We start from the raw sequence: 26,143 nt of genomic DNA, 5'->3' as shown, positions 1-26,143 counted from the left end.
TTCCGGGACGTGCTCGCCCGGGTGCGGGAGACGACGCTCGGCGCCCTGGCGCATCAGGACGTGCCGTTCGAGCGCCTGGTCGAGGAGCTCGCCCCTTCGCGGTCGCTGGCGCGGCACCCGCTGTTCCAGGTGATGCTCGCCGTACAGAACAACGAGGGCGCCGCCGAGACGCCGGCCGGACGCACCACCCTGGGTCCCGCCCGGTTCGACCTGGACATCAACGTCACCGAGGCGTTCGGGGAGGACGGCCGCCCGGCCGGGCTGCGCGGCTTCGTGCTGGCCGACGCCGACCTGTTCGACGCCGCCTCGGCCGAGACCTGGGTGCGGCGGCTCGTCCAGGTGCTGGCGGCCGTGACCGCCTCCCCGCGGATGCGCGTCGGCGCGGTGCCGGTGTTGAGCCCGGCGGAGCGGGAGCAGGCGCTGCACGAGTGGCACATCCCCCTCGCCGGCGTACCCGAGGTGACGCTCCCGGAGCTCTTCGAGCGGCAGGCAGCGGCCGCCCCCGAGGCGGTGGCGGTGGTGGCCGGCGACGTGTCGCTGACCTACGGGGAGCTCGACCGGCGGGCGAACCGCCTGGCGCGCCACCTGGCCGACTCCGGCGTGACCGCCGGATCGCTGGTCGCGGTGATGATGGAGCGCGGCGCCGAGGTGGTCATCGCCCTGCTGGCGGTGCTGAAGGCCGGCGCCGGCTACGTGCCGGTCGACCCGCGGACTCCCGCGCAGCGCGTCGGCGTGGTGCTGTCCGACGCGGCGGTGTCGGCGGTGCTGACGTCCGCCTCGTGCGAGGCGCTGATCCCGGAGAGCCCCGCGCCCGTCGTGGTGTTCGAAAGGTCGGCGGGCCGGTCGGACGCGCCGGTGTCGACGGTGACGCTGCCGGACCAGGCGGCGTACGTGATCTACACATCCGGCTCGACCGGTACGCCCAAGGGCGTCGTCGTGACCCACCGCAACGTGGTGACCCTGCTGACCGCGCTGGCCGACAAGTTCGAGCCGGGCGACGTGTGGACCTGTTTCCACTCGTTCGCGTTCGACTTCTCGGTGTGGGAGTTGTGGGGTGCGCTGCTGCACGGTGCTCGGGTGGTGGTGGTGCCGTTCGAGGTGTCGCGTAGCCCGCAGGAGTTCGCGGCGTTGTTGGCGCGGGAGCGGGTGACGGTGCTGAGCCAGACGCCGTCGGCGTTCTACCAGCTGCCGTCGTTGCCGGCATCGGTGCGGTTGGTCGTGTTCGGTGGTGAGGCGTTGGAGCCCTCCCGCGTCTCGGGCCGGCTGTCCAAGGGCGGCCTGCAACTGGTCAACATGTACGGCATCACCGAGACCACGGTGCATTCGACGCAGTGGCAGCTCACCGGTGGCGAGACGGGCAGTGTGGTGGGTCGTGGCCTGCCGGGCACGCGGATGCTGGTGCTCGACGGCCGGTTGCAGCCCGTGCCGCCCGGCGTCGTCGGCGATGTCTACGTGGCCGGGCCGCAGGTGTCGCGCGGGTATCTGGGCCGTCCGGGGCTGACCGGTGAGCGGTTCGTGGCGTGCCCGTACGGATCCGGGGAGCGGATGTACCGCTCGGGGGATCTGGCGAAGTGGACCGGGGACGGGCAGTTGGTGTTCCTGGGCCGCGCGGATGACCAGGTGAAGATCAGGGGCTTCCGGATCGAGCCGGGTGAGATCGAGGCGGTGCTCATCGCACACCCGGCCGTCGCTCAGGCGGCGGTGGTCGCCCGCGACGACCGGCTGGTCGCCTATGTGGTCCCGGCCGATGAGACGGTGCCGGACCTGCGCGAGTTCGCCGCCGAGCGGCTGCCGGGATACATGGTGCCCGCGGCGGTGGTCAGGCTGCCGGTGCTGCCGCTGACGGTGAACGGCAAGCTGGATCGCAAGGCCCTGCCCGAACCCGAATACGCCGGAGCCGACAGCCGGGGCCCGGCGACGGTGCAGGAAGAACTGCTGTGCGGCGTGTTCGCGCAGGTCCTCGGCGTCGACACGGTCGGCGTCGACGACAGCTTCTTCGACCTCGGCGGCCACTCGCTGCTCGCCGTACGGCTGATCTCCCGGATCCGTGCGGTGCTCGGCGTCGAACTGCCGCTGCGCGTGCTGTTCGAGGCGCCGACGGCAGCGAGGCTGGCGGCGCGACTGACCGGATCCGCGGACCACCACGTGCGTACGGGTCTCCGAGCGGTCGAGCGTCCCGAACGGGTGCCGCTGTCGTTCGCGCAACGCCGGCTGTGGATCCTCGACCAGCTGGAAGGGCCGAGCCCGACGTACAACCTGCCGCTGATCCTCGGGCTGGACCCGCACGTGGACGCCGGCGCCCTGGACGCGGCGCTGCGGGACGTGATCGGCCGGCACGAGTCGCTGCGCACGGTGTTCCCGGCGGTCGACGACGAGCCGTACCAGCGGATCCTCGACTTCGAGCTGGACTGGCACCTGCGGCCGGTCGAGGTTGCCGCGCACGAGATGGGCGCGGCGGTGACCGAAGCGGCCGGGCACCCCTTCGACCTGTCCGACGAGCCGCCGGTCCGCGCATGGCTGTTCCGCACCGGCGCGGAGACGTGCGTGCTGGTGCTGCTCGTCCACCACATCGCTACCGACGGCTGGTCCATGGGCCCGCTGGCGCGCGACCTGTCGACCGCGTACGCGGCACGCTCGCGCGGCCAGGCACCGGACTGGGAACCGCTGCCCGTGCAGTACGCCGACTACGCCATCTGGCAGCGGGAACTGCTCGGAGCGGAGGACGACCCGGACAGCTTGCTCGCCCAGCAGGTGGCGTACTGGCACCGCACGCTGGACGGCGCGCCGCAGGAACTCGCACTGCCGGTGGACCGGCCGCGTCCGGCGGAGGCGAGCCACCGCGGTCATCGGGTGCCGGTCGCGGTGCCCGCAGAGGTGCACCAGCGGCTCGTCGACCTGGCCCGCGCGGAGGGCGTCACCGCCTTCATGGTGGTGCAGGCAGCCGTGGCGGTGCTGCTGTCGCGGCTCGGCGCCGGCACGGACATCCCGATCGGTTCCGCGGTGGCCGGCCGCACCGACGAGTCCCTCAACGAGCTCGTCGGGTTCTTCGTCAACACGCTGGTGATCCGCACCGACCTGTCGGGCGACCCGGAGTTCCTGCAGCTTCTGACCCGGGTCCGCGAGACGACGCTGGGCGCGCTGGGGCACCAGGACGTGCCGTTCGAGCGGCTCGTCGAGGACCTGGCGCCGGCCCGGTCGCTGGCCCGCCACCCGCTGTTCCAGGTCATGCTCACCTTCCAGAACACCGAGCACGCCGTCGTGGACCTGCCGGTCGAAGCGTCGCACCTCGCGGAGGCGATGCCGGCGCCGGCGAAGTACGACCTGCACGTGACCGTGGGCGAGGTGTTCGACCGGGCCGGCCGTCCGGCGGGTCTGCGCGGTTCGCTCACCGCGCCGATGGATCTCTTCGACGAAGGTACGGCGCACCGCCTGGCCGACTGGCTGGTGCGGGTCCTGGACGTGGTGACCGCTGCACCGGAGGTTCGCCTCCACGCGGTGCCGGTGCTCGACGCCGCCGAGCGGGAGCTGGTGCTGCACGGCTGGAACGACACGGCGGCCGAGGTGCCGGCGTCGAGCGTGCTGGAACTGTTCGAGCGTCAGGTGGCGGCGTCGCCGGAGGCGGTGGCGCTGGTCGCCGGTGACGTGTCGCTGACCTATGCGGAGCTGTCCGCGCGGGCGGATGGCATCGCCGGCCACCTTCTGGCCTCCGGGGTGGAGGCGGAGTCGGTTGTCGGGTTGGCGCTGCCGCCCGGTGTGGAGACGATCGCGGCGATCCTGGGCGTGTGGAAGGCGGGTGCGGCGTATCTGCCGCTGGATCCTGCTCTGCCCGCGGAGCGGTTGGAGTTCTTGATCGCCGACAGCGGTGCCCGGATCGTGCTCACCGAAGAGGTCCAGGCGGCGGCCGTGGTCCTGCCCTCGGTGGCGGCGTCGCAGCTGGCCTACGTGATCTACACGTCCGGCTCGACGGGTGTGCCCAAGGGTGTGGCGGTCACGCACGAGGCGCTGGCCAACTATGTCGTCTCGGTGTCGCAGCGGTTGGGTTGGAGTTCGCCGGGGATGCGGTATGCGTTGTTGCAGCCGCAGGTCACCGACCTCGGCAACACTGTGCTGTTCTCCGCGCTGGCCACCGGTGGTCAGGTCCACATCCTCGGCCCGGACATGGTCGTCGACGCTGAAGCGGTCGCCTCCTACCTGGACTGTGAGCGCATTGATGCGGTGAAGGTGGTGCCGTCGCACGTGATGGCGCTGGGCGCTTTACGTCCGCGGCATTCGCTGGTGCTTGGTGGTGAGGCGGCTCCGGTGGGCCTGGTGGAGGAGCTGGCCGCCGGCGGGTTGCGGGTGTTCAACCATTACGGGCCGACCGAGACGACGGTCGGCGTGGCCACGACTGAGGTGACGGGTGGGGTCATCCCGGTTGGGCGGCCGTTGGCCAACACCCGTCTGTTCGTGTTGGACGATGCGTTGCAGCCGGTGCCGCCGGGTGTGACGGGTGAGTTGTATGTCGCGGGTGTGCAGGTGGCGCGCGGGTATGTGGGCCGGCCTGGGCTGACCGCGGACCGCTTCGTGGCATGCCCCTACGCGGTCGGTGAACGCATGTATCGCACCGGTGACCTGGCGAAGTGGACCGCGGATGGGCAGGTGATGTTTGCCGGGCGCGCCGATGACCAGGTGAAGGTGCGGGGGTATCGGGTCGAGCCGGGTGAGGTGCAGGCCGTGCTGACCGCGCATCCGGCGGTGGCGCAGGCGGCGGTGATCGCCCGGGAGGACCGGCTGGTCGCGTATGTGGTCGCGTCGCAGACCGCTGGGTTGCGTGAGTTTGTGGCCGAGCGGTTGCCGGAGTACATGGTGCCGTCCGCGGTGGTCGCGCTGGAGGCGTTGCCGTTGACGGCCAACGGCAAGTTGGATCGGGCGGCGTTGCCGGCGGTGGAAGAGCGGGTGGCTAGTGCTGAGCCGGTGAATGAGACGGAGGTGTTGCTGGCGGGGATCTTCGCGGAGGTGCTCGGGCGGGAGTCGGTCGGGCGTGAGGACAACTTCTTCGAGCTCGGTGGGCACTCGTTGCTGGCGATCCGGTTGTTGTCGCGGATCCGGGCGCGGCTCGGCGCCGAGGTGAAGATCCGGATGCTCTTCGAGGGGCCGACAGTGGCCGCGCTCGCGGCGAGGCTGGCGAGCACCGACACGAGCCCGGCCCGGGCCGCTCTGCGCGGCAGGGTACGGCCGGAGCGAGTGCCGCTGTCCTTCGCGCAGCAGCGGTTGTGGTTCCTCGGCGAGCTGTCGGGACCCAGCTCGACGTACAACTCCCCGGTCGTCGTGCGGCTCGACGCCGGCGTGAACGTGCCCGCTTTCGGCGCCGCGCTGCGAGACGTCATCGGACGCCACGAGTCGCTGCGGACGATGATCCCGGCGGTCGACGGTGAGCCGTACCAGCGCATCCTCGACCCCGACGAGCTGGACTGGCGCCTCGAGGTGGTCGAGGTCGCGGCCGGCGAGCTGGCCGGTGCGGTGGCCGAGGCTTCGGCGTACGCGTTCGACCTGGCGCGTGAGGTGCCGATCCGGGCATGGCTGTTCCAGCCCGGTACGGCCGAGCCGACGCTGGTGCTGCTGCTGCACCACATCGCGACCGACGGCTGGTCGACCGGTCCGCTGGCCCGGGACCTGTCCGTCGCGTACGCGGCGCGGCTGCGTGGCGAGGCACCCGGCTGGGCACCGCTGCCCGTGCAGTACGCCGACTACGCCCTCTGGCAGCGCGACGTCCTGGGCGACGAATCCGACCCGGACAGCGTGCTGGCGAAGCAGGTCGGCTACTGGCGGCAGGCCCTGGAAGGGGCACCCGAGGAACTCGCACTGCCGGTGGACCGGCCGCGGCCGCCCGCCTCGGGCCACCGCGGGCACCGGGTCGCGCTGCACGTTCCCGAGTCCGTGCACCGGCAGGTGGTGGACCTGGCCCGGGCCGAGGACGTCACCGTCTTCATGGTGCTGCAGGCCGCGCTGGCCGTGACGTTGTCGCGGCTCGGCGCCGGCACGGACATCCCGATCGGCTCCGCGGTGGCCGGTCGTTCCGACGAGGCGCTCAACGACCTGGTCGGGTTCTTCGTCAACACGCTGGTGATCCGTACGGATCTGGCGGGTGACCCGGACTTCCGGCAGGTTCTGGCGCGGGTGCGGGAGACGACGCTGGGTGCGCTGGCGAACCAAGACGTGCCGTTCGAGCGGCTGGTCGAGGAGCTGGCGCCGTCGCGGTCGCTGGCGCGGCACCCGTTGTTCCAGGTGATGCTCACCGTGCAGAACAACGAGCGTGCCGTCGCGGATCTGCCCGGGGCGAGGACCGCGGGCGTCGCGGAGCTCGTGGCCGACGGGACGGTCGCGGCCCGCTTCGATCTGGAGGTGACCGTCGGCGAGGCGTTCGACGAGCAGGGCCGCCCGGCCGGCTTGCGGGGTTCGCTCACCGCCAGCACCGACCTGTTCGACACGGACTCGGTAGCCGTGCTCGCCGAACGGCTCGTACGGGTGCTGCGGACGGCGGCAGCAAGCCCGTACCTGCCCGTGCGGGCGGTGCCGGTGCTCGACGACGCCGAGCGGGAGCTGGTGCTTCACGGCTGGAATGACACCGCTGCCGAGTTTGCCGCCTGCAGCGTCGTCGAGTCGTTCGAGCGCCGAGTCGCTACGGATCCGGGTGCGGTGGCGGTGCTCGCCGACGGGGTCTCGCTGACGTATGCCGAGCTGGGAGAGCAGGCGGCGCGGATCGCGGGGTTCCTCCGCGGTGCCGGTGTGGGCGCGGAGTCGGTGGTGGGACTGCGTCTGCCGCGTGGCGTGGAAACGGTGGCCGGAATCCTGGGTGTGTGGATGGCCGGAGCGGCCTATGTCCCGCTGGATCCGCAGCTGCCCGCCGAACGCCTGGAAACACTGGCCGCGGACGCGAGCCTCGTCCTCGACGAGGACGGCATCGAAGCCGCGTTGCACAGCGATCCGGTGATGTCGGTGCCGGTGCTGCCCGGGCAGTTGGCGTACGTGATCTACACGTCGGGGTCGACGGGTGTGCCCAAGGGAGTAGCCGTCTCGCATGCTTCGCTGAGCAACCTGGCGGCGGTCTTCGCGGTCGGTGCCGGGGTCGGGTTCCTGCAGTTCGCGTCGTTCAGTTTCGACGCGTCGGTGCTTGATGTGGCGGTGGCGCTGAGTGCGGGTGCGACATTGGTGGTGGCTTCGGAGCGGGAGCGGCAGGAGCCGTCGCTGCTGTCCGGCTTGCCGATTCAGGCCGCGAGTGTGGTGCCGTCGCTGCTTCGCGTGCTTGACCCGTCGGACCTGACGGACGTACGGAGGCTGCTGGTCGGTGCCGAGGCCATCGACGAGGCGACCGCAAGGGTGTGGGCGCGGGGCCGGGAGCTGGTCAACACCTACGGGCCGACCGAGACCACGGTGATGGTCGCCTCCGGCGTGGTCGACGCGGATCGGGAGGGTGCCGTCCCGTTCGGGCGGCCCATCGCCAACACCCGCCTGTTCGTGCTCGACGAGTTCCTGCAGCCGGTGCCGCCCGGCGTGGCGGGCGAGCTGTATGTCACGGGTGTGCAGGTGGCTCGCGGCTATGTGGGCCGTCCCGCGCTGACGGGTGAGCGGTTCGTGGCGTGTCCCTATGCGGCTGGGCAGCGCATGTACCGCACCGGCGACCTGGCCAAGTGGACCGTCGACGGGCAGCTGGTGTTCGCGGGGCGTGCGGACGAGCAGGTGAAGGTTCGCGGGTTCCGGGTGGAGCCGGGGGAGATCGAGGCGGTTCTGCTGGCCCGTCCTGAGGTGGCCGAGGCGGTTGTCATCGTGCGCGACGAGCGGCTGGTGGCTTACGTGGTGGCGTCGCAGGCCGACGGGTTGCGGGAGTTCGTCGCGCAGCGGTTGCCGGAGTACATGGTGCCGGCGGCGGTGGTTCCGCTGGCGGCCATTCCGTTGACGCGCAACGGGAAGGTGGATCGACGGGCGCTGCCTGCCCCCGATTTCGGCGGCGCCGACGGCCGGGGACCGGCGACCGTGCAGGAAGAGCTGCTGTGCGGGGCGTTCGCGCAGGTGCTCGGTGTGGAGTCGGTGGGGCTGGACGACAGCTTCTTCGACCTGGGCGGGCATTCGCTGCTCGCGGTCCGGCTGGCGTCGCGGATCCGGGCCATGCTCGGCGTCGAGGTCGCGATCCGCACCCTGTTCGAGGCGCCGACCGTGGCCGCCCTCGCCGCCCGGTTGGCCGGCAGCACCGGCGAAGAGACGCGGGTGGCGTTGCGAACGGTGCAGCGGCCGGAGCGGGTGCCGCTGTCGTTCGCGCAGCGCCGGCTGTGGTTCGTCGGGCAGCTGGAAGGCCCGGCGCCGACGTACAACATGCCGACCGTGGTCCGGTTGCCCGGCGACGTCGACGTGGCCGCCCTGGACGCGGCGTTGCGGGACGTCATCGGCCGGCACGAGCCGCTGCGGACGGTGTTCGAGGTCGCCGACGGTGAGCCGTACCAGCGGATTCTCGACCTCGCGGAGCTGGACTGGCACCTCGACGTCGTCGACGTCGCAGCCGGCGAGCTGCCGCGGAAGGTGGCCGAGGCTCGCAGCTACGCGTTCGACCTGGCGCGGGAGGCGCCGATCCGGGCCTGGCTGTTCCGCACCGGCGGGGACGGGCAGGTGCTGATGCTCTTGCTGCACCACATCGCCAGCGACGGCTGGTCCTCGGAGCCGCTGAGCCGCGACGTGTCGGCCGCCTACGCGGCCCGTTCCCGGGGCGAAGCACCCGAGTGGGCGCCGTTGCCGGTGCAGTACGCCGACTACGCGATCTGGCAGCGGGACCTGCTCGGCGACGAGAGCGACCCGGACAGCCTCCTGTCGCGGCAGGTCACCTACTGGCGGGAGACGCTCGCGGGTGCTCCCGAGGAGTTGAGCTTGCCGACTGATCGGCCGCGGCCGGTGGTGGCCAGTCATCGGGGTCACACGGTGCCGTGGCGGGTTCCTGCGGAGGTGCATCGCCGGGTCGCCGTGCTGGCGCGTGATGAGGGCGTCACGGTGGTGATGGTGTTGCAGGCGGCGTTGATGGTGCTGTTGTCGCGGCTGGGTGCGGGTACCGATGTGCCGATCGGTTCGCCGACGGCGGGGCGTACGGATGAGGCTCTGGATGATCTGGTTGGTTGTTTCGTCAATATGTTGGTGATCCGGGCGGATCTGTCGGGGGATCCGGAGTTCCGGCGGGTGCTGGGTCGGGTGCGTGAGGCGAGTCTGGGTGCGATGGCGCATCAGGATGTGCCGTTCGAGCGGTTGGTGGAGGAGTTGGCGCCGTCGCGGTCGATGGCGCGGCATCCGTTGGTGCAGGTCGTGATGACCGACACCGGCCGCACCAGGGATACGACGGCCGGCTCCGCGGAGCTCGACGACCCGGCGCAGACGATGGTCAAGTTCGACCTCTACGTGCCCGTCAACGAGCTGTTCGACGAGCAGGGCGGCCCGGCCGGGATCCGCGGTGCGGTGACGGTGGCCGCGGACCTGTTCGACGCCGCGACGGCGGAGCGCGCGGCCGGTTGGTTCGTGCGGGTGCTGTCGGCAGTCACCGACGATCCCGGCGTACGGCTGCACGAAGTGCCCGTGGCAGACGACGCCGAACGGGATCTGGTGCTGCACCGGTGGAACGACACCGCGACCGAGGCGCCGGACTCCAGTGTGGTCGGGCTCTTCGAACGGCAGGCCGCACTCGCTCCGGACGCCGTGGCGCTGGTGGCCGATGGCGTGCCGGTGACGTATGCGGAGTTGGATGCTCGGGCGAGCCGGCTGGCGCGGTACTTGAGTCGTAGCGGTGTGGGTGCGGAGTCGGTGGTCGGGCTGTGCTTGCCGCGGGGTGAGCAGATGGTCGCGGCGATTCTGGGGGTGTGGAAGGCCGGGGCGGCGTATCTGCCGGTGGATCAGAAGATGCCGGTGGAGCGGATCGCGTTCCTGCTGGCGGACAGCCGTGCGTCGCTGCTGGTCGGTGATCAGGACGTGTTGGACGACCTGCCGGCGGGCCGGGTCCGGATGATCGCGGTCGATGACCCGATGGTGCTGGCCCACCCGGACTCGACGCTGGTGGCGCCGCCGCTGGCAGCCGACCGGCTGGCTTACGTGATTTACACGTCCGGGTCGACGGGTGTGCCCAAGGGCGTGGCCGTCACTCAGGGGTCGCTGGCCAACTATGTCGTCTCGGTGTCGCAGCGGTTGGGTTGGAGTTCGCCGGGGATGCGGTATGCGTTGTTGCAGCCGCAGGTGACCGACCTGGGTAACACGGTGTTGTTCGCGGCGCTGGCCACTGGTGGTCAGGTGCACGTTCTTGACTCGGACATGGTCGTGGACGCTGAGGCGGTCGGCGCGTATCTGGACCGTGAGCGCATTGATGCGGTGAAGGTGGTGCCGTCGCACGTGATGGCGCTTGGCGGTTTGCGTCCGAGGCGTTCGTTGGTGCTTGGTGGTGAGGCGGCTCCGGCGGGCCTGGTGGAGGAGCTGGCCGCCGACGGGTTGCGGGTGTTCAACCATTACGGGCCGACCGAGACCACGGTCGGCGTGGCCACGACTGAGGTGACGGGTGGCGTCATCCCGGTCGGGCGACCCTTGGCGAACACCCGTCTGTTCGTGTTGGACGATGCGTTGCAGCCGGTGCCGCCGGGTGTGACCGGTGAGCTGTATGTAGCCGGTGCGCAGGTCGCACGCGGCTATGTCAGCCGTCCCGGGCTGACCGCGCAGCGGTTCACAGCGTGCCCGTGGGGCGGGCGGATGTACCGTACCGGCGACCTCGCCAAGTGGACCGCCGACGGACAGGTCGTCTTCGCCGGCCGCGCGGACGACCAGGTGAAGGTGCGCGGGTACCGGATCGAGCCCGGCGAGGTGCAGGCCGTGCTCACCGCCCACCCAGCGGTGACGCAGGCCGCCGTCATCGCACGGGACGACCGGTTGATCGCCTACGTCGTCGCCTCCGACACCGACGGCTTGCGCGAGTACGTCGCCGAGCGGCTGCCGGAGTACATGGTGCCGGCCACCGTCGTCGCGCTGGACGCCCTGCCGTTGACCGGCAACGGCAAGCTCGACCGCAAGGCGCTGCCCGAGCCGGACTACGCCGCGGCCGCTGCCGCCACGAAACGAGCGCCCGGCACCCCCGAGGAAGCCGCTCTCTGCGACGCCTTCGGCCACGTCCTCGGCCTCGACGAGGTCGGTGCCGACGACAACTTCTTCGACCTCGGCGGGCACTCCCTGCTCGCCGTCCGCCTCGTCTCGCGCATCCGGGCCGCCCTCGGCGTCGATGTCGAGATCCGCACCGTGTTCGAGGCGCCCACGCCGGCTCTGCTCGCGGAGAGGCTCGGCACCCGCAAGACAGCTCGACCGACGTTGCGCCCGATGCGTAAGGAGACCAACTGATGATCCCGTTGTCGTTCGCGCAGCGTCGGCTGTGGTTCCTCAGCCGGCTGGAGGGGCCCAACCCCACCTACAACCTGCCCCAGACCGTCCGGCTCAGCGGCGACCTCGACGTCGCGGCCCTCGGCCTGGCGCTGCGCGACGTGCTGGAGCGCCACGAGTCGCTGCGGACCGTGTTCGCGGTCGCCGACGGCGAGCCGTACCAGCGGATCCTCGCGCCGGACGAGCTGGACTGGGAGCTCGAGGTGCGGCAGGTGCCGGCGGCGGAGCTGGGCGCGGCCATCGACGAGGCGGCCTGGTACGCGTTCGACCTGGCGGCCGAGATCCCCATCCGCACGACGCTGTTCCGGACGCCGGCGGACGAGGACGGGCCGGGGGAGAACATCCTGCTGCTGGTGGTGCACCACATCGCCGGCGACGGCTGGTCGTGGGCGCCGCTGAGCCGGGACCTGTCGACCGCGTACGCCGCGCGCGCCCGCGGCGAGGCCCCGGGCTGGACCCCGCTGCCGGTGCAGTACGCCGACTACACGCTCTGGCAGCGCGAGCTCCTCGGCGACGAGGCGGACCCGGCGAGCCTGCTGCGGACCCAGGTGGACTACTGGCGGCGGACCCTCGCCGGGGTCCCCGAGGAGCTGAGCCTTCCGGTGGACCGTCCCCGGCCGCCCGCGGCCAGCTACCGCGGCCGCCGGGTCACGCTGTCCGCGCCCGCCGACGTGCACCGGCGGCTCGCCCGCCTCGCCCGGCAGGAGGGCGCGAGCCCCTTCATGGTGTTGCAGGCCGCGCTGGCGGTGCTGCTGTCCCGGCTCGGCGGCGGCACCGACATCCCGATCGGCGCGCCGGTGGCGGGCCGCACCGACGAGGGCCTCAGCGACCTCGTCGGGTTCTTCGTCAACACCCTCGTCATCCGGACGGACCTCTCCGGCGACCCGTCGTTCCGGCAGGTGCTGCGGCGCGTGCGGGAGGCGAGCTTCGGCGCGTTCGAGCACCAGGACGTGCCGTTCGAGCGGCTCGTGGAAGAGCTTGCCCCGGCCCGGTCGCTGGCCCGGCACCCGCTGTTCCAGGTGCTGCTGACCGTCCAGAACAACCAGCGCGGCACGCTCGAGATGCCGGGCCTGCGTACCGGTGGAGGGCGGGCGGGTGACCAGCGCGAGCCGATGGTCCCGGCCCGCTTCGATCTCGACGTGTCCGTGCGGGAGCTGTTCGACGAGCGGGGACGACCGGCCGGGCTGCGCGGCTCGATGACCGCCGCCGCAGACCTGTTCGACCTCGACTCGGTGGAGGCACTGGCGGAGCGGTGGGTGCGCGTGCTCGCGGCGGTGGTCGCCGAGCCGGATGTTCCCGTACGCGCCGTGCCGGTGCTGGACGACGCCGAGCGGGAGCAGGTGCTGCACGGCTGGAACGCCACGGCCGCCGAGGTTCCGCCCGACAGCGTCGTCGACCTGTTCGAGCGTCACGTGCTGGCCCGCCCGGACGCGGCGGCGGTGCTCGCCGACGGGCAGTCGCTGACCTACGCCGAGCTCGCCGGTCAGGCGGACCGGATCGCCGGGTATCTGCGCGGCGCGGGTGTGGGCGCGGAGTCGGTGGTCGGCCTGTGCCTGCCGCGCGGCGCGCGGATGGTGGCCGCGATCCTGGGTGTGTGGAAGGCGGGTGCTGCCTACGTACCGTTGGATCCGCAGTTGCCGGCCGACCGCCTGGAGTTCCTGATCGCCGACAGCGGGGCCGGCCTGGTCCTGGCCGACGGTGCGCAGCGGCTGGCGGTGTCGGTGGTGGCCGTCGACGAGGCGCTGGCGGCCGCCCCCGCCGGTCCGGTGCCGGTGCTGCCGGGCCAGCTGGCCTACGTCATCTACACGTCCGGGTCGACCGGTGTGCCCAAGGGCGTGGCCGTCTCGCACGGCTCGCTGGCGAACCTGGCCGCGGTCTTCGCCGTGGAACCCGGCGTCGGGGTGCTGCAGTTCGCGTCGTTCAGCTTCGACGCCTCGGTGCTCGACGTGGCCGTGGCGCTGACCTCGGGCGCCACGCTGGTGATCGCGGCCGAGCGGGAGCGGCAGGAGCCCGGTCTGCTGGCCGGGCTGCCGGTCCAGGCGGCGAGCGTGGTGCCGTCGCTGCTGCGGGTGCTCGACCCGTCGGATCTGACCGACGTGCGCCGGCTGCTGGTCGGCGCGGAAGCCATCGACGAGGCGACGGCGCGGGCCTGGGCGCAGGGCCGCGAGCTGGTCAACACGTACGGTCCGACGGAGGCGACCGTGATGGTGGCCTCCGGCGTCGTGGAGGCGGACCGGGCCGGCGCCGTGCCGTTCGGCCGTCCGGTCGCCAACACCAGCCTCTTCGTGCTCGACGACGCGTTGCAGCCGGTGCCGCCCGGCGTCGTGGGCGAGCTGTACGTGGCCGGCGTCCAGGTGGCGCGCGGATACGCCGGCCGGTCCGGGCTGACCGGCGAACGGTTCGTGGCCTGCCCGTACGCGGCCGGGAAGCGGATGTACCGCACCGGCGACCGGGTGAAGTGGACCTCCGACGGGCAGCTGGTGTTCGCCGGGCGCGCCGACGAGCAGGTCAAGATCCGCGGGTTCCGGGTGGAGCCGGGCGAGGTCGAGGCGGTCCTCGCGGGGCATCCGGCGGTGGCGCAGGCGGTGGTGATCGTCCGCGACGAGCGGCTGGTGGCTTACGTGGTGCCGGCGGGTGACACGGTGCCGGACCTGCGGGAGTTCGCCGCCGAGCGGCTGCCGGAGTACATGGTGCCCGCCGCGGTGGTGACGCTGGCGGCCATTCCGCTGACGGCCAACGGGAAGCTGGACCGGTCGGCGCTGCCGGCTCCGGAGTACGCCGGCACCCGCAGCCGGGGGCCGGAGACGATTCAGGAGGAGATCCTCTGCCGGGTCTTCGCGGAGGTGCTGGGTCGCGAGTCGGTCGGCGTCGACGACAACTTCTTCGAGCTCGGCGGGCACTCACTGCTGGCGGTGACGCTGGTGGAGCGCCTGCGGGCGGCGGGCGTCTCCGTGCCCGTACGCGCCCTGTTCGAGTCGCCGACGCCCGCCGGTCTGGCCGGCCGTACGGCACCGGACGCCGTGCCGGTGCCCGAGAACGCCATCCCCGAGGGCGCGCAGCACATCACGCCGGAGATGCTGCCGATGGTGTCGCTGACGCAGCCCGAGATCGACCGGGTGGTGGCGGCCGTCGAGGGCGGCGCGGCGAACGTTGCGGACATGTATCCGCTGGCGCCGCTGCAGGAGGGCCTGCTCTTCCACCACCTGCTCGCCGCCGGTGGCGCCGACGCGTACGTGACGATGCGGGTGCTCGAGTTCGACTCGCGCGAACGGCTGGACGCGTTCGTGACCGCGTTGCAGCTCGTCGTCGACCGGCACGACATTCTGCGTACGGCGGTGGTGTGGGAGGGGTTGTCCGAGCCGGTTCAGGTCGTGTGGCGGCGCGCGCGGGTGTCGGTGAGCGAGGTGGAGCCGGTCGGCCCGGGTGCCGGCCGGTTCGGTGAGCTGATCGCGGCCGTCGGGTCCGGGATGGACCTCGGCCGGGCACCGCTGATGGATCTGCACGTCGCCGAGGCCGGCGACGGGCGCCTGCTGGGCCTGGTCCGGATGCACCACATGACCCAGGACCACCTGGGCATGGACGTGCTGATGGCCGAGCTGCGGGCGGTGCTGGCCGGACGGGAGGCCGAGCTGGCCCCGGCGAAGCCGTTCCGCAACTTCGTGGCGCAGGCGCGCGGCGGCGTGTCGCGGGAGGAGCACGAGCGCTACTTCGCCGAGCTGCTGGGCGACGTGACGGAGACGACGGCCCCGTTCGGGCTCACCGACGTCCACGGCGACGGCATGCAGGTGGACCAGGTGGTCGTCCCGCTCACGGCGGCCTTGGCGACGGAGGTACGCGACGTCGCCCGCTCGCTCGGGGTCAGTCCGGCCACCGTGTTCCACGTGATGTGGGCACGCGTCCTCGGCGTGCTGGCGGGCCGCGACGACGTCGTGTTCGGGACGGTGCTGTTCGGCCGGATGAACGCCGGCGAGGGCGCCGACCGGGTGCTCGGCCCGTTCATCAACACACTGCCGGTGCGCGCCGGCACCCGGCTGAGCGTGCGCGCCGCGGTGGAGGGCATGCGCGGGCAGCTGGCGGCCCTCCTGGAACACGAGCACGCCCCGCTCGCGGTGGCGCAGCAGGCCTCCGGGCTGGCCGGGAGCACGCCCCTGTTCACCTCGCTGTTCAACTACCGCTACCACCTCCGCGGCAAGCCGGGTGAGACCGGCCGCCCGACCGGTGACGCGGGCGGCATCCGTGCCGTGTACACCCGGGGCTACACCAGCTACCCGGTCGCCGTCGCCGTCAACGACCACGGCGGCGACGAGCTGAGCTTCACCGTGGAGGCGGTCGACTCGGTCGACCCGCGCGCGATCGGCCGGATGATGCTGACCGCCACCGAGCATCTCGTCGCGGCCCTGCGCCAGGACGGCGACGTCGCCCTGGACAGGGTCGCCGTGCTGGGCGAGGCGGAGCAGGACCAGCTGCTGCACGCCGGGAACGGGACGACGGCCGAGCCTGCGGGCGGCAGTGTCGTCGAGCTGTTCGAGCGCCGGGTCGCGGCTGCGCCGGACGCTCCCGCCGTCCTCGCCGACGGGGTGTCGCTGTCCTACCGGGAGCTCGACGCCCGCGCGAACCAGCTCGCCGGCTACCTGCGCCGCTTCGGTGTGGGCGCGGAGTCGCTGGTCGCGGTGGCGATGCCGCGCGGCGTGGATCTGGTCGTGTCGCTGCTGGGTGTGCTGAAGGCCGGCGCCGCCTACCTGCCGGTCGATGTGCGGCAGCCCGCGGACCGCATCGCGTTCATCATCGGCGACAGCCGCGCGATCGTGGTGCTGGGTACCGAAGAGGTGCTCGACGACCTGCCGCTGCGCGGGGTGCTGACGGTCGATGTCGCCGACGTGTCGGGGCCATCGGACAAGCCGGACGCGATCGTGCGCCCTGATGGCCTGGCGTATGTCATCTACACGTCGGGGTCGACGGGAGTGCCCAAGGGTGTGGCGGTCTCCCATCGCGGTGCGGTGAACCTGGTGACGGCACAGGCGGACCGGTTCGAGGTCGGTGGCGGCGACCGGGTGCTGCAGTTCGCGTCGCCGAGCTTCGACGCGGCGGTCTCCGAGGTGCTGGTCACCTGGTGCGCCGGTGCCGCGCTGGTGCTGGCTGAGGCGGATCGGTTGCTGCCGGGCAACGGCCTGGTCGAGGTGCTGCAGCACTTCGACGTGTCGCACGTGACGCTCCCGCCGGCGGTTCTGGCGGTGCTCGAACCCGAGGCGTTGAGCACCGTGCGGACTTTGGTGTCCGCCGGTGAGGCACTCCCGCAAGCGGTTCTGTCGCGGTGGGCGGGCGGCCGGCGGTTGATCAACGCGTACGGGCCGACGGAGACGACGGTGTGCGCGTCGATGTCGGCGCCCCTCACCGCGGGCGATGCGCCGGTCATCGGCCGGCCCCTGCCGAACACCCGCGTGTTCGTGCTCGACGACACCCTGAAGCCGGTGCCGGCCGGCGTCGCCGGAGAGCTGTACGTGGCCGGTGCGCAGCTGGCGCGCGGGTACACGGGCCGGGCCGGGCTCACCGGTGAGCGGTTCGTGGCCTGCCCGTACGGGTCCGGCGAACGCATGTACCGCACCGGCGACGTGGCCAAGTGGACCCCGGACGGCGAGCTCGTCTACGCCGGCCGGGCCGACGACCAGGTGAAGGTCCGCGGCTACCGGATCGAACCCGGCGAGATCGAGGGCGTCCTCACCGAGCATCCGGTGGTGGGCCAGGCCGCCGTGATCGCGCGTGAGGACAGCCCCGGGGACCTCCGACTCGTCGCCTACGTCGTGCCGTCCCGCGACCTGCCGTCCGCCGGCGACGAGCTGCCGCTGGACGACATCCGGGCGTACGTGGCCGCGCGGCTGCCGGACTACATGCTTCCCGCGGCGATCGTCGTCCTGGACGCCCTTCCCCTGACGGTCAGCGGGAAGCTCGACCGCAAGGCCCTGCCGGCGCCCGACTACGCCGGCCAGGGCGGTGCGGGCACCGGCCGCGCGCCCGGTACGGCCGAGGAATCCCTGCTGTGCGACGCGTTCGCGTGGGTCCTGGGCGTCCCGGCGGTCGGCATCGACGACAACTTCTTCGAGCTGGGCGGGCACTCCCTGCTGGCCGTGCGCCTGGTCTCGCGGGTCCGTGCGGCCCTCGGAGTCGACCTCGAGATCCGTACGCTGTTCGAAGCGCCCACCGTGGCCGAGCTGGCGGCACGCCTCGCCGAGGCGCGTGCGGGCGGGGCCCGGCCGGCGATCGGCACGGCGGAGCGCCCGGAGCGGATCCCGCTGTCGTTCGCCCAGCGCCGGCTGTGGTTCCTGGCGGAGCTCGAGGGCCCCAACGCGACCTACAACAACCCGGTGACCGTACGCCTGAACGGCGCGGTGGACGTCGAGGCCCTGCAGGCGGCGGTGCGCGACGTGCTCGGCCGGCATGAATCCCTGCGGACGGTGTTCCCGGCGGTCGACGGCGAGCCGTACCAGCGCATCCTCGACCCCGCCGAGCTCGACTGGGCCGTCGAGGAGGTCGAGGTCGGCGCCGGCGAGCTGCCCGGACGGGTGGCCGAGGCGTCGGCGTACCGGTTCGACCTGTCGCGCGAGGTGCCGGTCCGGGCGTGGCTGTTCCGCGCCGGCGCGGACGAGTGCGTCCTGCTGCTGGTGCTGCACCACATCGCGACCGACGGCTGGTCGACGGGCGCGCTGAACCGGGACCTGACGGTCGCGTACGCGGCCCGCAAACGCGGCGAGACCCCCGACTGGGCACCGCTGCCCGTGCAGTACGCGGACTACGCGATCTGGCAGCGGGAGCTGCTGGGCGCGGACTCCGATCCGGACAGCCTGCTGTCGCGGCAGGTGGCGTACTGGCGGGAAGCGCTGGAGGGCGCCCCGGAGGAGCTGGCGTTGCCGGTGGACCGGCCCCGCCCGGCGGTCGCGTCGCATCGGGGCTACCGGGCGCCGCTGCGCGTGCCGGCCGAGGTGCATCAGCGGCTCGTGGACCTGGCCCAGGCCGAGGGCGTCACCACGTTCATGGTGCTGCAGGCCGCGCTGGCCGTGACGTTGTCGCGGCTCGGCGCCGGCACGGACATCCCGATCGGGTCCGCGGTGGCCGGTCGCTCGGACGAGGCCCTGAACGACCTGGTCGGGTTCTTCGTCAACACGTTGGTGATCCGTACGGATCTGTCGGGTGACCCGGAGTTCCGGGAGATCCTCGGGCGGGTGCGGGAGACGACGCTGGGTGCGCTGGCGAACCAGGACGTGCCGTTCGAGCGGCTGGTGGAGGAGCTGGCGCCGTCGCGGTCGCTGGCGCGGCACCCGCTGTTCCAGGTGATGCTCACCGTGCAGAACCTTGAACGGCAGGGTGGAACCGCCCCGGCCGAGGACGTCACCACGGGAGCGGCCCGGTTCGACCTGGACCTCGCCGTCACCGAGATGGTCGGCGAGGACGGCCGCCCGGCCGGTCTGCGCGGCATGGTGATGGTCAGCGCGGACCTGTTCGACGCCGGCTCGGCCGAGACCCTGGCGCGGCGGTTCGCCCGGGTGCTCGACGTCGTGACGGCATCGCCGGAGACTCCGGCCCACGCGGTGCCTGTGCTGGACGCGGTCGAGCGGGCACGGGCGCTGCACGAGTGGAACACGCCTGTTGTAGATGTTCCGGATGTCACGATCCCGGAGTTGTTCGCGCGTCAGGTGGCGGCGAGGCCGGGTGCGGTGGCGGTGGTGGCTGACGGGTTGTCGTTGTCTTATGCGGAGCTGGACCGGCTGTCGAACCGGGTGGCCCGGCACCTGATCGGGCAGGGGGTGGGTGTCGGTTCGTTCGTCGGGGTGCTGCTCGAGCGTGGCGCTGATGTGGTGGTGGCGTTGCTGGCGGTGTTGAAGACCGGCGCCGCTTACGTGCCGATCGACCCGCGGACCCCCGCCGGGCGGGTGGACGTGATCCTGTCGGACGCGTCGGTGGCGGCAGTCCTGACCAGCGTGTCGTTCGAGGAATCCGATGCCCCGCTGCCGGTGGTCGGGGTGCCGGATCAACCGGCGTATGTGATCTACACGTCGGGTTCGACGGGCACGCCCAAGGGTGTCGTGGTGTCGCACCGCAACGTGCTCGGACTGCTGTCGGCGGCTCAGGACTTGTTCGGGTTGGACGCGGGGGATGTGTGGTCGTGTTTCCATTCGTTCGCGTTCGACGTGTCGGTGTGGGAGTTGTGGGGTGCGCTGTTGCACGGCGCCCGCGTGGTGGTGGTGCCGTTCGACGTTTCCCGCAGTCCGCAGGAGTTCGCGGAGCTGCTGGAGCGGGAGCGGGTGACGGTGCTGAGTCAGACACCGTCGGCGTTCTATCAGCTGACGGCGGTGCCGGATTCGGTGCGTCTGGTCGTGTTCGCCGGCGAGGCGTTGGAGCCGTCGCGGGTGTCCGGCTGGTTGTCTGAGGGCGGCCCGCGGTTGGTGAACATGTATGGCATCACCGAGACGACTGTGCATTCCACGCATTGGGAGCTGACCGGAGTCGAGGTCGGCAGTGTCGTCGGTCGTGGCCTTGCGGGCACGCAGATGCTGGTTCTGGATGAGGCGTTGCAGCCGGTGCCGCCGGGGGTGGTCGGTGAGTTGTATGTGGCCGGGGTGCAGGTGTCGCAGGGCTATCTGGGCCGGCCGGGGTTGACCGGGCAACGGTTCGTGGCGAACCCGTTCGCTGTCGGGCAGCGCATGTACCGCTCGGGGGACTTGGCGAAGTGGAACGCGGACGGGCAGCTGGTGTTCGCCGGTCGGGCGGATCAACAGATCAAGATCCGTGGGTTCCGCATCGAGCCGGGTGAGGTCGAGGCCGTCCTGACGGCGCATCCGGCGGTGGCGCAGGCCGCGGTCATCGTGCGTGATGATCGGCTGGTCGCTTATGTTGTGGCCTCGCGAACCGATGGGTTGCGGGAGTATGCGGCGCAGCGGTTGCCGGAGTACATGGTGCCGGCAGCGGTGGTTGCCCTGCCGGTGCTGCCGCTGACCGTCAACGGCAAGCTCGACCGGCGCGCGCTGCCCGACCCCGAGTACGCCGGGAGTGCCGGCCGGGAACCCGCGACGGTGCAGGAAGAGCTGCTGTGCGGCGTGTTCGCGCAGGTTCTCGGCGTCGAGTCGGTCGGCGTCGAGGACAGCTTCTTCGACCTGGGCGGGCACTCGCTGCTCGCCGTACGGCTCATCTCCCGGGTTCGGGCGGTGTTCGGCGTGGAGCTGCCGCTGCGAGCGCTGTTCGAGGCACCGACCGTGGCGCAGCTGGCCGCCCGGCTGACCGGGCCCGGCGTCGACACCCGGGTGCGCCTCGGCCTGCGCGCCGTCGAGCGCCCCGAGCGGGTGCCGCTGTCGTTCGCGCAGCGCCGGCTGTGGTTCCTGACCGAGCTGGAAGGCCCGAGCACCACCTACAACCAGCCGCTCGTGCTGCGGCTGCCCGCCGACCTGGATGTGGCGGCGCTGCAGGCGGCGTTCCGGGACGTGATCGGCCGGCACGAGTCGCTGCGTACCGTGTTCCCGGCGGTCGACGGCGAGCCGTACCAGCGGATCCTCGCCGTGGACGACCTCGACTGGGACGTCGAGGTCGTCGAGGTCACGAAGGACGGCCTGGCCGCGGCGGTCGCCGAGGTCACGGCGTACGCGTTCGACCTGGCGAGGGAGGTGCCGGTCCGGGCGTGGCTGTTCCGCGCGGGCGGGGACGAATGCGTGCTCGTGCTGCTGCTGCACCACATCGCCACGGACGGCTGGTCGTCGGCGCCGCTGACCCGCGACCTGTCGGCGGCATTCACGGCACGCTCGCGCGGCGAGGCCCCGGTGTGGGAGCCGCTGCCGGTGCAGTACGCCGACTACGCGATCTGGCAGCGGCAGCTGCTGGGGGAGGAGTCCGACCCGGAGAGTCTGCTGTCGCGGCAGGTGGCGTACTGGCGGGAGGCGCTGGCGGGTGCGCCCGAGGAGCTGGCGTTGCCGGTGGATCGGCCGCGTCCGGCGGTGGCCTCGCATCGGGGCCACCGAGCGCCACTGACCGTGCCGGCGGAGGTGCACGAGCGGCTCGTCGAGCTGGCCCGCGCCGAAGGCGTCACGACGTTCATGGTGTTGCAGGCGGCTCTGGCCATCACCTTGTCGCGGTGGGGTGCGGGCACGGACATCCCGATCGGCTCGGGTGTGGCGGGGCGTTCGGACGAGGCGCTCAACGACCTGGTCGGGTTCTTCGTGAACTCGCTGGTCATCCGCACGGATCTGTCGGGTGACCCGGACTTCCGCCAGGTACTGGCTCGGGTACGGGAGACGAGCCTGGGCGCGCTGGCGCATGCGGATGTGCCGTTCGAGCGCCTGGTCGAGGAGCTGGCGCCGTCGCGGTCGTTGTCGCGGCACCCGATCTACCAGGTCGTGCTCACCCTGCACAACAACGAGCGGGCTGTCCTGGACCTGCCGGGCGCGCGGGCCGGGAACGTGTCGGCGATGCTCGACGCGGTGGTCCGGTGCGACCTCGATGTGATGGTCGGCGAGGTGTTCGACGCGGACGGTCGCCCGGCCGGCCTGCGGGGCTCGATCACCGTCGCCGCCGATCTGTTCGACGGGCCCATGGCGCAGCGGGTGGCGGGCTGGCTCGCGCAGGTGCTCGCCGCTGTGACCGAGGCGCCGGAGCTGCCGGTCCGCGCCGTGCGGCTGCTGCAGACGGCCGAACGGGACCTGGTGCTGCGCGAGTGGAACGACACCGGCGCTGACGTGGAGGCCGGCAGTGTGGTGGAGCTGTTCGAGCGTCGGGTGGCGGCTGCGCCGGACGCTTTGGCGGTTCTGGCCGAGGGTGTGTCGCTGACCTACCGGGAGCTGGACGCCCGTGCAGACCAGCTCGCGGGTTACTTGCGCCGCTTCGGCGTCGGGGCGGAGTCGTTGGTGGCGGTGGCGATGCCGCGCGGTGTGGATCTGGTGGTGTCGCTGCTGGGTGTGTTGAAGGCGGGCGCTGCCTACCTGCCGCTCGACGTCAAGCAGCCCGCCGAACGGATCGCGTTCATGATTGCCGACAGCCGCGCGATCGTGGTGCTGGGGACCGAAGAGGTGCTCGACGACCTGCCGCTGCGCGGGGTGTTGACGGTCGACATCGCGGATGTGGACGGGCCCGCGGACAAACCGGACACGGTTGTGCGCCCTGATGGCCTGGCGTATGTCATCTACACGTCGGGGTCGACGGGTGTGCCCAAGGGTGTGGCGGTCTCCCATCGCGGTGCGGTGAACCTGGTGACGGCACAGGCGGACCGGTTCGAGGTCGGTAGCGGTGACCGGGTGCTGCAGTTCGCATCGCCGAGCTTCGACGCGGCGGTCTCCGAGGTGCTGGTCACCTGGTGCGCCGGCGCCGCGCTGGTGCTGGCTGAGGCGGACCGGTTGCTGCCGGGCAACGGCCTGGTCGAGGTGCTGCAGGACTTCCAGGTGTCCCATGTGACGTTGCCGCCTGCGGTGCTGGCGGTGCTCGACCCGGCGACGCTGGGCACTGTGCGGACGTTGGTGTCCGCTGGTGAGGCGCTCCCGCAGGCGGTTGTGTCGCGGTGGGCGGCGGGTCGTCGGTTGATCAACGCGTACGGGCCGACGGAGACGACGGTGTGCGCCTCGATGTCGGCACCGCTCCTGGCCGGGGATGCCCCGGTGATCGGTCGGGCGATCGCGAACGGCCGGGTGTTCGTGCTGGACGGTGCGTTGCAGCCGGTGCCGGTTGGTGTCCCGGGTGATGTGTATGTGGCGGGTGTGCCGCTGGCTCGTGGTTATGTGGGTCGGGCCGCGCTGACGGGTGAGCGGTTCGTGGCGTGCCCGTGGGGTTCCGGCGAGCGCATGTACCGCACGGGTGATGTGGCGAAGTGGACCGCCGAGGGGCAGCTGCTGTTCATCGGCCGCGCCGACGACCAGGTGAAGCTGCGTGGCTACCGGATCGAGCCGGGTGAGGTCGAGGCGGTGCTCACCGGGCATCCGGCGGTGGTGCAGGCGGCGGTGGTCGTCCACGACGAGCGGCTGGTCGCCTATGTGGTGGGTGAACAGGCCGACGGGTTCCGCGAGTTCGTCGCGCAGCGGTTGCCGGAGTACATGGTGCCGGCCGTGATCGTCCCGCTGGACGACCTGCCGCTGACGGCCAACGGCAAGGTGGACCGCAAGGCGCTGCCTGCCCCGGACTTCGCCGCCGGTGGAGGAGATGCGGCAGCTCGGCGCGCGCCGGTCACCGAGCAGGAAGTACTGCTGTGTGACGCCTTTGCGCAGATCCTGGGTGTCGAGGCGGTCGGTGTGGACGACAGTTTCTTCGACCTGGGTGGGCACTCGCTGCTCGCGGCCCGGCTGGTGTCGCGGATCCGGGCCACCCTTGGCGTCGACCTGGAGATCCGCACTCTGTTCGAGGCGCCGACGGTGGCTGGGCTGGCTGCCCGGCTGGCGGAAGCGGGAGCGGAGCAGGCCCGGGCGGCGCTGCGGGCGGTGGAGCGGCCCGAGCGGGTCCCGTTGTCGTTCGCGCAGCGGCGGTTGTGGTTCTTGGCCCAGCTCGAAGGACCGAACGCGAACTACAACGGTCCGCTCACGCTGAAGCTGGGCGACGCCGTCGACGTCACGGCCCTCGACGCGGCACTGCGGGACGTGGTCGGCCGGCACGAGTCGCTGCGTACCGTGTTCCCGGCCGTCGACGGTGAGCCGTACCAGCGGATCCTCGGCATGGACGAGCTCGACTGGGGTCTCGAGGTGACCGACGTCGCCGCCGAGGAGCTGGCCGGCGCGGTGGTCCGGGCGTCGACGCACGCCTTCGACCTGTCGTGCGAGGTGCCGTTCCGGGCGTGGCTGTTCCGGGCCGGTCCGGGCGAGTCGGTGCTCGTACTCCTGCTGCACCACATCGCCACCGACGGCTGGTCGACGGCACCGCTGGCCCGGGACCTGTCGGCCGCGTACGCGGCACGCTCGCGCGGGGAGGCCCCGGTGTGGGAGCCGCTGCCGGTGCAGTACGCCGACTACGCGATCTGGCAGCGGCAGCTGCTGGGGGAGGAGTCCGACCCGGAGAGTCTGCTGTCGCGGCAGGTGGCGTACTGGCGCGAGACGCTCGCGGGCGCGCCGGAAGAGCTCGCCTTCCCCGTCGACCGGCCGCGGCCGGCCGAAGCGAGCCACCGCGGCTACCGGGCATCGTTGAACGTGCCCGCCGAGGTGCACCAGCGTCTCGTCGACCTGGCCCGCGCCGAAGGTGTCACGACGTTCATGGTGTTGCAGGCCGCCCTGGCCATCACGCTCTCGCGGCTCGGTGCCGGCACCGACATTCCGATCGGGTCGGGTGTGGCCGGGCGTGCCGACGAGGCGCTCAACGACCTGGTCGGGTTCTTCGTCAACTCGCTGGTCATCCGCACGGATCTGTCGGGTGACCCGGACTTCCGCCAGGTCCTGGCCCGGGTACGGGAGACTACTCTCGGAGCGCTGGCGCACCAGGACGTACCGTTCGAGCGCCTCGTCGAGGAGCTGGCGCCGTCGCGGTCGCTGGCGCGGCACCCGATCTACCAGGTCGTGCTCACCCTGCAGAACACCGAACGGGCCGCCGTCGAGCTACCGGGTGCGCGGGCCGGGAACGTGTGGGCGATGCTCGACGTGGCGGTCCGGTGCGACCTCGACGTGATGGTCGGCGAGGTGTTCGACGAGGACGGCCGCCCGGCCGGGCTCCGCGGCACACTGACGGTCGCCGCGGATCTGTTCGACGCCCCGATGGCCGAGCGGTTCGCCGACTGGCTCACCCTCGTGCTGGCCGGCGTCACCGAGGCTCCGGAGCTACCCGTCCACGCGGTTGCGCTGATGGACGACGCGGAGACCGACCGGCTGCTCCTGCGGTGGAACGAGACCGCGGCCGAGGTCGAGGCCGGCAGCGTCGTGGACCTGTTCGACCGCCGGGTCGCGGCTGCTCCGGATGCGCCTGCGGTTCTGGCCGACGGGGTGTCGCTGACCTACCGGGAGCTGGACGCCCGAGCGAACCGGCTCGCCGGCTACCTGCGCCGCTTCGGTGTGGGCGCGGAGTCGCTGGTCGCGGTGGCGATGCCGCGCGGCGTGGATCTGGTGGTGTCGCTGCTGGGTGTCTTGAAGGCCGGCGCCGCTTACCTGCCGCTCGACGTCAAGCAGCCCGCCGAACGGATCGCGTTCATGATCTCCGACAGCCGCGCGATCGTGGTGCTGGGGACCGAAGAGGTGCTCGACGACCTGCCGCTGCGCGGGGTGTTGACGGTCGACATCGCGGATGTGGACGGGCCCGCGGACAAACCGGACACGGTTGTGCGCCCTGATGGCCTGGCGTATGTCATCTACACGTCGGGGTCGACGGGTGTGCCCAAGGGTGTGGCGGTCTCCCATCGCGGTGCGGTGAACCTGGTGTCTGCGCAGGCGGACCGGTTCGAGGTCGGTAGCGGTGACCGGGTGCTGCAGTTCGCGTCGCCGAGCTTCGACGCGGCGGTCTCCGAGGTGCTGGTCACCTGGTGCGCCGGCGCCGCGCTGGTGCTCGCTGACGCGGACCGGTTGCTGCCGGGCAACGGCCTGGTCGAGGTGCTGCAGGACTTCGAGGTGTCCCATGTGACGTTGCCGCCGGCGGTGCTGACGGTGCTCGACCCGGCGGCGCTGGGGTCGGTGCGGACTCTGGTATCGGCTGGTGAGGCCTTGCCGCAGGGCGTGCTGTCGCGGTGGGCGGGCGGCCGGCGGTTGATCAACGCGTACGGGCCGACGGAGACGACGGTGTGCGCGTCGATGTCGAT

General features: G+C 72.0%; 2 protein-coding genes (both cut by a window edge). Both read left to right on the top strand.

The genetic code is table 11. From position 1 onward, the window contains the following. On the top strand, nucleotides 1–11,379 hold the end of the coding sequence (locus AB0J80_RS27370; protein ID WP_364710300.1) for a non-ribosomal peptide synthase/polyketide synthase. Its footprint begins 28,575 nt before the window's first position; only the last 11,379 of its 39,954 coding nucleotides appear in the window; its start codon lies off the left edge, out of view; it ends in the stop codon at nucleotides 11,377–11,379. After that, nucleotides 11,379–26,143: the beginning of a non-ribosomal peptide synthase/polyketide synthase gene (locus tag AB0J80_RS27365; RefSeq protein ID WP_364710297.1), read on the top strand. The gene runs 17,098 nt beyond the window's last position; only the first 14,765 of its 31,863 coding nucleotides appear in the window; its start codon is at nucleotides 11,379–11,381; the stop codon falls past the right edge of the window. The genes AB0J80_RS27370 and AB0J80_RS27365 overlap by 1 nt, the downstream gene beginning before the upstream one ends.

Origin of the sequence: Actinoplanes sp. NPDC049548, assembly GCF_040676695.1 — a bacterium.
GTDB lineage: Bacteria > Actinomycetota > Actinomycetes > Mycobacteriales > Micromonosporaceae > Actinoplanes.
The sequence above is the reverse complement of the archived record's forward strand: the minus strand, read 5'-3'. Positions and strand labels throughout refer to the sequence as shown.